Origin of the sequence: Vibrio sp. Isolate34 (genome assembly GCF_022397915.1) — a bacterium.
Classification (GTDB): Bacteria; Pseudomonadota; Gammaproteobacteria; order Enterobacterales; family Vibrionaceae; genus Vibrio.
Window position 1 is genome coordinate 76317 of record NZ_JAKEUO010000002.1, and the last position, 12506, is coordinate 88822.

Genomic DNA, 12506 nt, shown 5'->3' on the forward strand with positions numbered 1-12506 from the left:
TGTTAGAAAAAGGCAAAGTTTTTTAGTCCCAAATGCATGCAAAGCTATCAGTCTTCACAGATTGTGATATACTCTGCGCGCATTTTATATCCTATTAACAGAGTAAGACAATGGCAGATTTATCGAAATACAGAAACATTGGTATTTTCGCGCACGTTGATGCGGGTAAAACAACTACCACTGAGCGTATCCTTAAGCTAACTGGTCAAATCCACAAGACTGGTGAAGTACATGATGGCGAATCAACGACTGACTTCATGGAACAGGAAGCTGAGCGCGGTATTACTATCCAATCAGCAGCTGTAAGCTGTTTTTGGAACGATCACCGTCTAAACGTTATCGATACTCCTGGACACGTTGACTTCACAGTTGAAGTATACCGTTCTCTTAAAGTTCTTGATGGCGGTATCGGTGTATTCTGTGGTTCTGGTGGTGTTGAACCTCAATCAGAAACTAACTGGCGCTACGCTAACGAATCAGAAGTATCTCGTCTGATCTTCGTTAACAAACTAGACCGTATGGGTGCAGACTTCTACAACGTTGTTGACCAAGTTAAAAACGTTCTAGGTGCAACTCCTCTAGTAATGGTTCTACCAATCGGTCGTGAAGACGAGTTCGTTGGTGTTGTAGACCTACTGAGCCGTAAAGCATACGTTTGGGATGACACTGGTCTTCCTGAAAACTACGAAATCAAAGATGTTCCAGCGGACATGGTTGATGACGTTGAGCAATACCGTGAAGAGCTAATCGAAACTGCTGTAGAGCAAGACGATGACCTAATGGAAGCTTACATGGAAGGTGAAGAGCCTTCTATCGAGCAAATCAAAGCTTGTATCCGTAAAGGTACTCGTGATATCGCATTCTTCCCAACGTTCTGTGGTTCTGCGTTCAAGAACAAAGGTATGCAACTTATCCTTGATGCTGTAGTAGATTACCTACCAGCACCAACTGAAGTTGATCCTCAGCCTCTAATGGATGAGAACGGCGAAGAAACTGGCGAATACGCTATCGTTTCTACAGATGAGACTTTCAAAGCGCTTGCATTCAAAATCATGGATGACCGCTTCGGTGCTCTAACTTTCGTTCGTATTTACTCTGGTAAACTGAACAAAGGTGACACGATTCTTAACTCATTCACTGGCAAGACTGAACGTGTTGGCCGTATGGTTGAGATGCAAGCTGATGACCGTAACGAACTAACTAGCGCACAAGCTGGTGACATCATTGCGATCGTTGGTATGAAGAACGTGCAAACTGGTCACACTCTATGTGATCCTAAGCACCCGGTAACGCTTGAGCCAATGGTATTCCCAACTCCAGTAATCTCAATCGCTGTATCTCCAAAAGATAAAGGCGGTTCTGAGAAAATGGGTATCGCGATCGGTAAAATGGTTGCAGAAGATCCATCTTTCCAAGTTGAGACTGACGAAGAGACTGGTGAAACTATCCTGAAAGGTATGGGTGAACTTCACCTAGACATCAAGGTAGATATCCTTAAGCGTACATACGGCGTTGACCTAACTGTAGGTGCTCCTCAAGTTGCTTACCGTGAAACTATCACTCAAGCAATTGAAGATAGCTACACGCACAAGAAGCAATCTGGTGGTTCTGGTCAATTCGGTAAGATCGATTACCGTATCAAACCAGGCGAAGCAGGTTCTGGCTTCAAGTTCAACTCTGTAGTTGTGGGCGGTAACGTTCCTAAAGAATTCTGGCCTGCAGTTGAGAAAGGCTTCGCATCTATGATGGAAAACGGCGTACTAGCTGGCTTCCCAACTCTAGACGTTGAAGTTGAACTTTTCGATGGTGGTTTCCACGCAGTCGATTCATCTGCTATCGCATTTGAAATCGCAGCGAAAGGCGCATTCCGTCAATCTATGCCTAAAGCTGGCGCGCAACTTCTTGAGCCAATCATGAACGTTGACGTGTTCACTCCAGACGATCACGTTGGTGATGTTATCGGTGACCTTAACCGTCGTCGTGGCATGATCAAAGATCAACAAGCTGGCGTAACTGGTGTTCGTATTAAAGCTGACGTACCTCTTTCTGAGATGTTCGGCTACATCGGTCACCTACGTACTATCACTTCTGGTCGTGGCCAATTCTCTATGGAATTCGCACAATACGCACCATGTCCAACTAACGTTGCTGACGAAGTGATTGCAAAAGTTAAAGCAGAAAAAGAAGCTGGTAAGTAATTAGCCCTTTTTTCAATTAGCTAAAAAAGCCCCGTAAGTGAAAGCTTGCGGGGCTTTTTATTGCTTGTAACATAATACGAGATACGAGATACGAGATACGAGATACGAGATACGAGATACGAGATACGAGATACGAGATACGAGATACGAGATACGAGATACGAGATACGAGATACGAGATACGAGATATGATGTGGCCCCTAAAAAGTAGACACAGGGGTTGTCCCGTATTTAATCAACACGGGACTGATAAAGAAGGGAGAGACTAACGCTTTAAGTCGATGTAAATCTGCTCTACCTTAGTACGAGCCCAGTCGGTTTTACGCAAAAACTTTAGGCTAGATTTAATACTCGGGTCTTTTTTGAAACAATTGATGTTGACCATGTAACTCAACTCTTCCCAACCATAATGTTCAACCAATTCAGTCAGTAGCTTTTGAAGAGTGATACCGTGAAGTGGGTTATTTTCTTGTGTCATGAGGGATTCTCGCGATTTAGTTACTCCCAGTATAACATTTTCACTTTATGGATGAGCAGGCAATTTTCCTTGCTAAACAGTGTGAACAATTGATTGTTCAAAGAAATGAAAAGAGCGAGCTTTTCAGCTCACCCTTAACGTTATCTTTCATTCCGGTTCGATAGCTACTCTTCCCAAACCACCAATTTATCTTTCGGCCAGTTATGGCCAACTTCATGGTATTTCTGCTCAAGGACATGTCGCTTGATTTTGAGAGTCGGAGTTAACACACCATTCTCAATACTCCACGGTTCCTTAATCATCAATACGCCTTTGATCTTCTCGTGTGAAGCGAGTTGTTCGTTCATCTTCTCGATAACACGCTTGGTCGTTTTCTCATAACGAGCTCGATCAAAATTAGGGAAGTCGTGTGGAACGACAAGCAGAATAGGGCCAGGTAAGCCTAAACCTATCAAACACATCATTTCTACACGGCTGTATTCAAAGAGCTTGTTCTCGATAGGTACGGGAGCAACAAACTTACCTTTAGCGGTTTTAAAGGTATCCTTCTTACGTCCACGAATTGTTAGGTAGCCTTCGCTGTCGATATCACCGATGTCTCCTGTATGAAGCCAACCCTCTGAGTTAAAAGATTCTTGAGTCGCAATATCATTCTTGTAGTAACCAGAGAATAACCCTTTACCTCGAACTAGAATCTCTTCATCTTCAGCTATCTTGAGTTCGATCCCTGGACCAGCATTACCGACAGTACCAATTTTATCGGCTCTGAAAGGGTAGTTGAGCGTACTGTAGGCGAAAGACTCTGTCATACCCCAAGCCTCGGTAATGTGTAAGCCGACGCTTTCGTACCATGCCAGTAGAGCTGGTGATACTGGCGCTGAACCACAGCCGAGAACGCGCGCTTGATCTAAGCCCAGGCCGTCAGCTAGCTTCTTCTTAATGATGTTATTCACAAACGGAATTTTGAGTAGGAAATTCAGTTTTTTCTGTGGGAGCTTGTCTTGAATTCGTTGTTGGAACAGAGTCCATAAACGAGGAACTGAAATAAACAAGGTTGGGCGATGCATTTTCACATCATCAATAAAGGTGTCTAAAGATTCAGGGAAAGCTGTAACCACGCCCCCCATCACTGAAGAACCAAAGATGTAAACGCGTTCTGTAATATGAGCAAGCGGAAGGTAAGAAAACAGGCGATCGCCAGGTTGGATTCCAATATGATCAATCAACCTTTGAACAGACCAAGTAAACGCGCCGTACGTGAGCATTGCGCCTTTCGGTAACCCAGACGTACCCGAAGTATAAACAAGTGACATCAGCTTATCATCGTGATGCTGAGGTCGTTTGCTTGAGGGTTCGTGTGTATCAATGAGCTGTTCGAAAGTGTGTTGGCACTTCGCTGCGCTGTCGTATGGCAGTGAAATACTCACCAAGCTCGGGTTGTCATCAAGTACTTTTTGAGTGGCTTTAGGATCGTCAAGCTTACCCGCAATCACAATTTTACTTTCACTGTGTTCAATACAGTATTGAATGGTGTCTGCACCCGCTGTTGGAAAGATTGGGACGCTGACAAAATCTCCTAACATCATGGCAAGATCGCAGATGAACCACTCTGCACAGTTTTTCGATACGAGAGCGACTCGATCGCCAGGTTGGGCTCCGAGTCCTTCTAATGCTGACGCCAGTTTCAGTGCTTTGTCGGCTACTTCTTTATAAGTAAATTCGACAAATTGGCGGTTAATAATCTGTTTCAAATAGACTTCACTTGGGCGTTCTTCTGCCCATTTTAAAATCATGTCATTGGGTGTAGGGAGAGCTGTTGCTTGTTCTTGGCTAAACTCGTTAGGCTGAATCATTGTCTAACTCCATGTTTTTCGCTAAGTTATTTTTGTTAAAATCATGTTAAATGTACCATGATTTTTTCTTTTAGGGAGTAAAATTAGCGTTTTCTGCTCTTTGTTTTTTCGCATCTGTGCAGGCACGTCTGTAACTTGCGGGCGTTACTCCGGTCCTTTTCTTAAAGATTCTTGAAAAATACGACACATCCTTGTATCCACATTGATAAGAAATGACAGCGATTTTTGATTCGGTATCGGCTTCGATTAACTTCTTGGCTAATAAGATTCGTTTATCGCACACAAAGTCTCTAAAGCTTACTCCAAAGTGTAGGTGAAACTTCTTAGAAAAGTAGGTGGTTGAACAATGGCATTTTTCAGCGATCTCTGTTTCTCTTATCTCTTTGTTGATGTTGTCCATAACAAAGTTAACGACTTCAGAGGTAAACAACTTTGCAGGTAGTTGATTATTGTTGTTGGTATCTCGGTCGAGATCGAAGTGAGGATCGAAGATATGTTGCGTTTTAGTCTTGAGCTCTTCGAATGTACTGGTCAGATGTTTATTGTTTGTTTCGATAATAAAGAATATATTCTTATGATTTCGAACGATATTAGGTAACGGGTCCGAGCAAATAATGACTATTCTTTTATTTAGATTCTCGCAAATAGCTAAAGCCATTGTAAGTAGTTGAAGTTTATCTGGATTATTCAATATAAAAAACACTAACCTTACATCTAAGTTACTGATTATAGATATATCTTGTCCAAAGTTTTCAATAGGAAAGTAGTGGCTTATTTTATTGATAATAACAGCGTGAAAATCACTATTATTATCTGACAATAAAGGTGTGACTACTTTCATATGAATACCAACTCTATTTCATATTAAATTGTAAGTTTAAAAATAGATAAATTATTATGTGTAGTAATTAGATTAGAAGTACCACAAAAAAGTGCAAGTGAATGGCAAAAAAATCCTAACCGAATGTGTGACTCACCTCTAGATTTACTTTACAGGTAAACAAAGCCTGATACGTAAATCAAGGAGAGGTTCTCATGGATAAGTTTTTGAATAATTGTAAAGAATTCATGAAAGATGAAGAAGGGTTGACCGTTATTGAGTATGTTATCGGTGCGGCATTGTTAGTGTTAGGTTTAACAACGGTATTTTCTGGTTTGGGCAATACTCTAGCAACTAAATTGAATAGTATCGTTGCTAATGTTGGGAATTAATTCATGGGTAGAAAAGGTCTGGAGCAACAGAGGGGATTAACGACGGTTGCCTACATTATTGCTGCTGCCTTGCTTGTTATTGCTATCGGGTTGGTTTTTTCTGAGATGGCGATAGCCTTACTCAGTAAATTTCAGGAAATTATATCGAGTGTATAGATAGATCCTATGATTAATGAGCCTTCTGTTTTTTGGGCATTGCTAATTGCAGTTTCGGTATACGATGTTGAGAAACATCGTATACCGAACAAAATATTGATTATGTTTTTGTTTGTGTATTTCTTATCAATGTTTAACCGCAATTACAGCTTTGATGTTTTCTTAATGTCCTTCGTTGGATCCATGGTGTTTTTTTGTTTTGGATTACTCTTATATTTTGTAAGAGCTATGTCTGCAGGAGATGTGAAGCTATTAGGTATTGTTGGGATGTATCTCGGGTGGGGACAATTACTTGATGCGTCATACTTTATCTTACTTTCTGCTGGAGTGATCGGGACTTTTTACCTGCTGTATAACTTTGCTAATTCGAGCAATGCCACTGTTAAAGGTTATTTTGAAAACAAGCTGATTGCACTTGGTGGAGTCGCTCCAGTAATAGATAAAAGCGCGAGTTTGCACGCTAGATATTCAAATAAGGTGACGATGCCTTTTGCACCCTCTGTTGTCATGGGATTGGCGATGTATAGCTACTTTACTTGAACTGTTGTTGGTTAGCTTTGTGGAGAGAAATAATATATGGATATTATAGGGCGTATTGCTCCAACAATTTTGAAGCCTCAAATTTCAGCCCCGGCCGTTCCTACATCTATTGATATGTTGGGTGTTCCTGAAGTTGTTATAGAAAACCTTGTGTTGAAGCACCTGTCAGCCTACCCCAAGTCGGATGTTTTAGATCTTTCTAACTATTTGTGTGTTGTGACACATATTGTTGAAAGTGCGTTGGCGGTGTTGAGAACAAAGTCATTGATTGAAGTTTTTCAACCAACCTCCAACCTTTCTCTCTCATCGGCATCTCATAGTCATGTGCGCTATTCCCTTTCTGAGAAAGGACTTGAAGAAGCTGACCTTGCCTTCAAGCGTGATGCTTATTTAGGCCCCGCACCTGTTTCACTTACCCAATATAGTGATGTGGTAAAGCAGCAAGACCTGAGAGCAGAGTTAGTGACTCGGCCACATGTCGAGGCTGCACTGGATGATGTATATGGTGTCGACAAAATGATTTCGGTATTGGGGCCTGCAATCAACTCTGGACGTGCCTTGTTGTTGTATGGGCATGCAGGGACGGGTAAAACATTTGTAGCGTCACGTATTGTCAATGCGCTGCATACGTCGGTGTTTATTCCTTATGCCGTCTATGCGCTTGGCAATATCATCAAGGTTTTCTCTGCACAACACCATAAACCTTTAGATAGAAACGGCAGCACTAAAGCGATCTCGCTAAAAGATCAATACGATAAGCGCTGGCTTAATTGTGAAAGGCCAAATATCCAGGTGGGTGGAGAACTGACTATGGATATGCTTGAAGTTAATCATTCTGAGAACAGTCGTGTCTGGTTAGCACCAGTTCAAATGATGGCAAACAATGGGATCTTTATCATTGATGATCTTGGTCGTCAGCCCATGCCGGTGGATGCGCTTCTTAACCGTTGGATTGTACCGATGGAGTACTCATTCGACTATTTGTCGCTGCCTAATGGCCAGCAGATAACGATGCCATTTGTATTAACTCTTGCCTTTTCTACCAATCTAAACCCTAAGAAAATAAGCGATCCTGCCTTTTTACGTCGTTTAGGTTACAAGATTGAATTCAAGCCACTTAATCAGCGAGATTATGAAGCTTTATGGATGAGCGTCGTTGCTGATAGAGAAGTAGAGCTTCAAGACGGTTTTTTTGAGCGTTTGTCTCAAATGCACACGCTGCTTAAGGTGCCACTTTTCCCATGTTTACCGAAAGATCTCGTTGGTATAAGCAAAGATATTCTTTCGTTTGAGCAGCTACCACCTGTTATCACATTCGATATTCTTTCCATGGCATGGGAAGTTTATTTTACCTCTGATGGACACGAGGAAGAGAATAATGAATAAGAGTCAAGTTTTCCTACTGTTTTTACTGTCCGTAGTATTCGGCTTAGCGGCTGTATTTTTTGCTAAGCAGTGGATGGACGATCAAGTTCAGCCATCCGTTGAAGTTGAAAAGGTCGAGCGTCACCCTGTTGTTGTCGCATCACAAGAAATTGAAGCCGGAACTATTATCGAGGATCAGTTTTTAACCACCAGATTGATGGAAGTTGATTGGATTAATGAAAATAACTATTCGGATAAAGCAGAGCTGATTGGCAAGGTTGTTGCGAATACTGTCTATGCGGGAGAGGTGCTTCACAAGTTACGATTTACTGTACCAGGAGAAGGGTCAACGCTTGCAGCTCTTATCCCTGAAAATAAACGTGCGGTAACGATACGTGTTGATGATGTTATTGGTGTGGCGGGTTTCTTATTACCGGGTAACAAGGTTGATATTCTCAATACCGTTTCTTACGGAAAAAATTCTGCAGCGACTCAAACAGTTCTTAAAGATATTAAGGTTTTGGCTGTTGACCAAACGGCTAAAACGAACGAAAACAGTCCGATTATTGTCCGAGCGGTAACACTTGAGATGACGCCGAAAGAGGCAGAGAAACTTCTCACGGCTAAAAGCAAAGGCGATATTCAGCTGACTCTGAGAAACCCACATGAAGTTGAGAAAAAAGTGGTTCGTCGATATGTGCCTAGACCAAGTGTCACCATTATCAAAGGCACAGAAACATCTAATGTGCGTGTCAAGGATTGAGGTGAAATATGAGAATATTAATTGCGTGTGTTTTGAGTCTGATTTGTATTTCGACGGCCAGTGTTGCGGCATTACAAACGGGAAAAACAGTCACGGTTCCACATCATAAATCTACGCATGTCGTGCTGTCGGGAAAAGCGGCGAAGGTTTCTCTTGGTGATCCTGAAGTTTTAGATATTGTAATTTTAAAATCAAATGAAGTGTTTTTAATTGGTAAAAAATTAGGTGCGACAAACCTAATGGCTTGGGACTCTCGAGGTCGGTTGATTGAATCTATTAACATTGAGGTTACTCATGATCTTAATAGCCTTAAAGCTAAATTATATGAGTTCCTTCCTGATGAAACTATCGAAGTGCACAGTGCGCAGAACCGTCTACTATTGAGCGGTCAAGTCAGCAACCAACAACAAATGAATGTGGCGATGCGAATCGCAGAAACCTATTCGTCAGGGCAGGCAGCTGACGCATCAAAAGAAAGTGGAAGTGAACAAGCCGCAGCGACAGGCGTTATTAATTTGATGTCGATCGGAGGGGCTCAGCAGGTGATGTTAGAGGTGACGGTTGCTGAGGTTCAAAGAAGCTTGGTAAGAAAGTTTGATGCGAACTTCCATTTCTTCCAAACCAGTGGGTCTGACTTTTCTTGGGGGGCGTCTTCAGTCCCTGCCGGTGTGTTAGGTGCAACCCCAATTTTCAATATTCCTACCTCTACCGATTACGGCATTTTAGGTTCTTTCATTGATAGTAATACATTGTTTACTTTTGCATTGGACGTAGCAAAACAAAATGGTGTGGCAAAAGTCTTGGCTGAACCGAACTTAACCGCGCTAAGCGGTTCAAAGGCTGAGTTTTTAGCCGGGGGAGAATTTCCCATTCCGGTGCCTGACGAAGATGGTATTACCATTGAATATAAAGAGTATGGTGTAGGTTTAAAGTTCATCCCGACGGTACTGAGTGACAAAAAAATCAACCTAAACTTAGCGGTTGATGTGAGTGAGATTGCCAATAGTAGCTCATTAACGATTGATCCTGGTACCACCAATGCGACTTACTTTATCCCTCCAATTACCCGTAGAAGTGCATCGTCGACGCTTGAGTTAGCCGACGGTCAAACCATCGGTATTGCGGGGTTGTTGAGTGAGAATGTTAGGGACATCAGTAACAAGATGCCAGGCTTTGGCGATGTGCCGATTTTAGGCCAGCTCTTTAATAGCCAAGAGTATGTATCTGGTGAAACAGAGCTCGTTATTCTTGTTACGCCTCGACTCGCTAAACCTATTGACCGAACGAAAGTAACGTTACCAACGGACGCTTTCGTCGACCCTAATGATCTTGAATATTATCTGTTAGGCCGAAGTGCTTACATAGCTGAACCGTCTGAATCTGATTCAGAGCAATCTCAAGCTTCACAGGATATATCACCGACCGATGGTGGTAGCGAAGGCTCATTTGGGCATGATTTATAAGGGGATAGATATGACTAAAATAATGATGATCTTTCTCGCAATGTTATTAGTTGGCTGTGCGAACGATGCTCGTTTAGGGCACTCGGTAGCACTAGTGAAAACAGAGCAAACGTATAACCCTAATGCGACCCAAGAGAATTTACTCGAAGTACCAGATGGTACAGGGGAGCGGATGCAGGCTGGTTACGACCGATATGTTGGCAGAGGTGAAAATGATCTGTCCGGAAGCAGTAGTAGCCAGATTCTAGAAGATTTTAATTAAATCTGGAGGTACTCACATGTTGTATCGAGTATCACAAAGCCCCAAAAAGCAACAAGGCTTAGTTGTGGTGATGATTACTGCTGCCTTGTTGGTTTTTCTAGCGGTCTCAGCGCTAGCTATAGATATAAACCATATGGTTGTAAATAAAACGCGCTTACAAAATGCAGTTGATTCTGCAGCGCTGGCTGCGGCAACCATATTAGACAATAGTAAAGATAAAGACGCGGTAGACGCGGAAGTCAGTACGGCACTCAATGCCATGGCTGCTTCAACAGGGAACCAAGAAATTGATTTTTCGACCGCTTCTATAAGCATTGATTATTCGAATGACCCACAGGATTTTACTGGCACGACCACGACGACGTTCGGTGCAAGTGATGATGTTTATGTGCGAGTTCGCGTGGATGCACTAGAGATGGATGAATTTTTCATTCATATGTTTGGTCTTGAGAAAGCAGTATCGGCAAGTGCTGTTGCAGGGCCAAGCTCAGGTCAAGATGTAGTTAATAACGTTGTACCCATTGGTGTTTGTATTGGTGATGGCACTTCGGATAACGATATTGATCCAGAAGATGGCTATCACGATGTGACAGGTGAAGAGATAGTTAATGTATTTGGCTATGAAGTCGGAACGGTCCACGCATTGAAGGTGGGTGACAGTAGCTTGTCAGAAATGGGCAACGGTAATTATCACCTATTGGATTTCGGCTCTGGTGGTAAAACAGTTAAAGAAGGTTTAGGTGGTAGTTATGACCAGCCAGTTAAAATTGGTGAAGATATCACAACCAAACCAGGTGGCACGGTTGGCCCTACGGGCGATGGTTTAAACACTCGTTTTGGTGATTATGGTGGTGGTTTATCGGCATCCGATTACCCTTCAGATTATGTAACCACAGAGCCTACCAATGAAATCACGATTGATGCTGGTACGGGAGAGATCGATTCTGACGGAAGTTATACCTATGCTCAATATGAGTCAGATACCAACGCCTGCATAGCAAACGGTGGTTCTGGGTGTGCATCTAATGGTGTGGCTTGGCGAAGAATTTTACCGATTCCTATGGTGGATTGCTCAGGTAAAAGTGGTGGTGCAACCGACTTTACCGTGAACAAAATTGGCTGTTTTTTCTTGTTGCAAAAAGCACCAACTAACAACTCAGGTACACCCGCTGTTTTTGGTGAGTTTATCCATTCTTGCAGTGTTGCTGGTGGCTCTGGTAGTACAACGTCGACAACGGAAGGGACTTATAAGATTGTTCTGTATAAGGACCCCAATAGTGGGGAGTCTTGATCATGAAGCAATCTAATCAAGTTCAACAGGGGTTTGCTGCTGTAGAGATGGTCATCGCGACTCCTGTTTTACTGTTTTTTCTAGTATTAGTTCTAGAGCTTGGCAATATTCTTGTTCACTACAATGTGATATCGAAGTCAGTGCAAAATGGCGCTCGTTATGCGGTTAGTGAAGTGTATGGAACCATTGGTGGAACCATCGCACCGACGTCTGAGATTCAGAATGTCGTGGTCTATGGTCAGAACAGTGCGGGGACAGCTGTACTATCTTCATTGACGACATCGGATGTGACCGTAACCCCGCCTTCAGGCGATAGTTATGTACGAGTTAGTGTGACGTACGATTATGTTCCACTTTTCTTGTCTATTCCTTTTTCGAATGAGAGTTTTGCTGTTCCATTAAGTGTGACTTCAGTGATGAGGGTGCTGTGATGACAAGGCTTAAAAGACGAATTAAAGGGCTGGCCATTATTGAGTTCACTCTGGTCTCATCGCTAATTTTTTTACTGCTCTTTCTTATTTTAGCATTGGGGGCCTATATATTTTCGCTACAAATGGTCAGTGAAGCGACTAGGAAGGCGGCTAGATTAGCGACGGTATGTTACGTCCTAGATAGAGACAATATTGCGGGAATGGTGGTGGATGATATTCCTCTTGTTGGGTTTACCAGTGCGAACTTAGAAGTGGCTTACTTAGACGCGAGCGGGGGAGAGATTGCTTCTGATTTTGAAGCTAACTTTGGAACCATTAAGTTTGTGCGTGCTAGGGCTACGGGGTATGGCATTCAGTTAATCAGTAACCTAAGCTTTCTAGGAGTGAATGGGTTTCTTGCCTCTCCTGCGTTTGAAACAATATTACCAGCTGAAAGCTTAGGTGTGGTTAGGGCGGACTCTGAAAAAAGGAATCGGTGTCCATAAGTTATTTAT

The 12506-nt window shown here is 42.6% G+C and carries 14 protein-coding genes; 11 read left to right on the forward strand and 3 right to left on the reverse strand.

Annotated elements, in window-relative coordinates; genetic code table 11:
- The first annotated feature begins 110 nt into the window (after nucleotides 1–110).
- Complete coding sequence (gene fusA / locus L1D22_RS02965; protein WP_239828650.1) at nucleotides 111–2198, forward strand: elongation factor G; 2088 nt, start codon at nucleotides 111–113, stop codon at nucleotides 2196–2198.
- Between the two features lie 265 nt (nucleotides 2199–2463).
- Here fusA and L1D22_RS02970 read toward each other — a convergent pair whose 3' ends face one another.
- The 3 genes from L1D22_RS02970 to L1D22_RS02980 form a co-directional block, all read right to left on the reverse strand.
- A complete protein-coding gene (locus L1D22_RS02970) occupies nucleotides 2464–2676 on the reverse strand; it encodes a VF530 family protein (protein ID WP_017106559.1) in 213 nt (70 codons plus the stop codon).
- A gap of 164 nt (nucleotides 2677–2840) precedes the next feature.
- Complete coding sequence (locus L1D22_RS02975; RefSeq protein WP_239828651.1) at nucleotides 2841–4529, reverse strand: AMP-binding protein; 1689 nt, start codon at nucleotides 4527–4529, stop codon at nucleotides 2841–2843.
- 70 nt (nucleotides 4530–4599) lie between these two features.
- The gene (locus L1D22_RS02980) at nucleotides 4600–5370 is read right to left on the reverse strand and encodes an AraC family transcriptional regulator (RefSeq protein WP_239828652.1); all 771 of its coding nucleotides are present in this window, start codon (nucleotides 5368–5370) and stop codon (nucleotides 4600–4602) included.
- A gap of 194 nt (nucleotides 5371–5564) precedes the next feature.
- Here L1D22_RS02980 and L1D22_RS02985 point away from each other — a divergent pair, with 194 nt between their 5' ends.
- From L1D22_RS02985 to L1D22_RS03030, 10 genes are read left to right on the forward strand one after another with little or no spacing between them, the layout of a single operon-like run.
- The gene (locus L1D22_RS02985; protein WP_239828653.1) at nucleotides 5565–5741 is read left to right on the forward strand and encodes a Flp family type IVb pilin; all 177 of its coding nucleotides are present in this window, start codon (nucleotides 5565–5567) and stop codon (nucleotides 5739–5741) included.
- Between the two features lie 3 nt (nucleotides 5742–5744).
- Complete coding sequence (locus tag L1D22_RS02990; protein ID WP_239828654.1) at nucleotides 5745–5897, forward strand: hypothetical protein; 153 nt, start codon at nucleotides 5745–5747, stop codon at nucleotides 5895–5897.
- A gap of 9 nt (nucleotides 5898–5906) precedes the next feature.
- On the forward strand, nucleotides 5907–6437 hold the full coding sequence (locus tag L1D22_RS02995) for an A24 family peptidase (protein ID WP_239828655.1): 531 nt from the start codon (nucleotides 5907–5909) through the stop codon (nucleotides 6435–6437).
- Between the two features lie 36 nt (nucleotides 6438–6473).
- The gene (locus tag L1D22_RS03000; protein ID WP_239828656.1) at nucleotides 6474–7823 is read left to right on the forward strand and encodes an AAA family ATPase; all 1350 of its coding nucleotides are present in this window, start codon (nucleotides 6474–6476) and stop codon (nucleotides 7821–7823) included.
- Nucleotides 7816–8565: a Flp pilus assembly protein CpaB gene (cpaB, locus tag L1D22_RS03005; RefSeq protein WP_239828657.1), complete on the forward strand. Its 750-nt coding sequence runs from the start codon at nucleotides 7816–7818 to the stop codon at nucleotides 8563–8565. Before L1D22_RS03000 ends, cpaB begins: the two co-directional genes overlap by 8 nt.
- Nucleotides 8566–8573: 8 nt before the next feature.
- The gene (locus tag L1D22_RS03010) at nucleotides 8574–10028 is read left to right on the forward strand and encodes a type II and III secretion system protein family protein (RefSeq protein WP_048605622.1); all 1455 of its coding nucleotides are present in this window, start codon (nucleotides 8574–8576) and stop codon (nucleotides 10026–10028) included.
- On the forward strand, nucleotides 9991–10290 hold the full coding sequence (locus L1D22_RS03015) for a hypothetical protein (protein WP_239828658.1): 300 nt from the start codon (nucleotides 9991–9993) through the stop codon (nucleotides 10288–10290). The genes L1D22_RS03010 and L1D22_RS03015 overlap by 38 nt, the downstream gene beginning before the upstream one ends.
- Nucleotides 10291–10306: 16 nt before the next feature.
- A complete protein-coding gene (locus L1D22_RS03020) occupies nucleotides 10307–11581 on the forward strand; it encodes a Tad domain-containing protein (RefSeq protein WP_239828659.1) in 1275 nt (424 codons plus the stop codon).
- 2 nt (nucleotides 11582–11583) lie between these two features.
- Nucleotides 11584–12012, forward strand: coding sequence for a TadE/TadG family type IV pilus assembly protein (locus L1D22_RS03025; protein ID WP_239828660.1), 429 nt, complete (start codon nucleotides 11584–11586; stop codon nucleotides 12010–12012).
- Entirely contained in the window at nucleotides 12012–12497 is a 486-nt protein-coding gene (locus L1D22_RS03030; protein WP_239828661.1) for a TadE/TadG family type IV pilus assembly protein, read from the forward strand. The genes L1D22_RS03025 and L1D22_RS03030 overlap by 1 nt, the downstream gene beginning before the upstream one ends.
- Nucleotides 12498–12506: the final 9 nt, after the last annotated feature.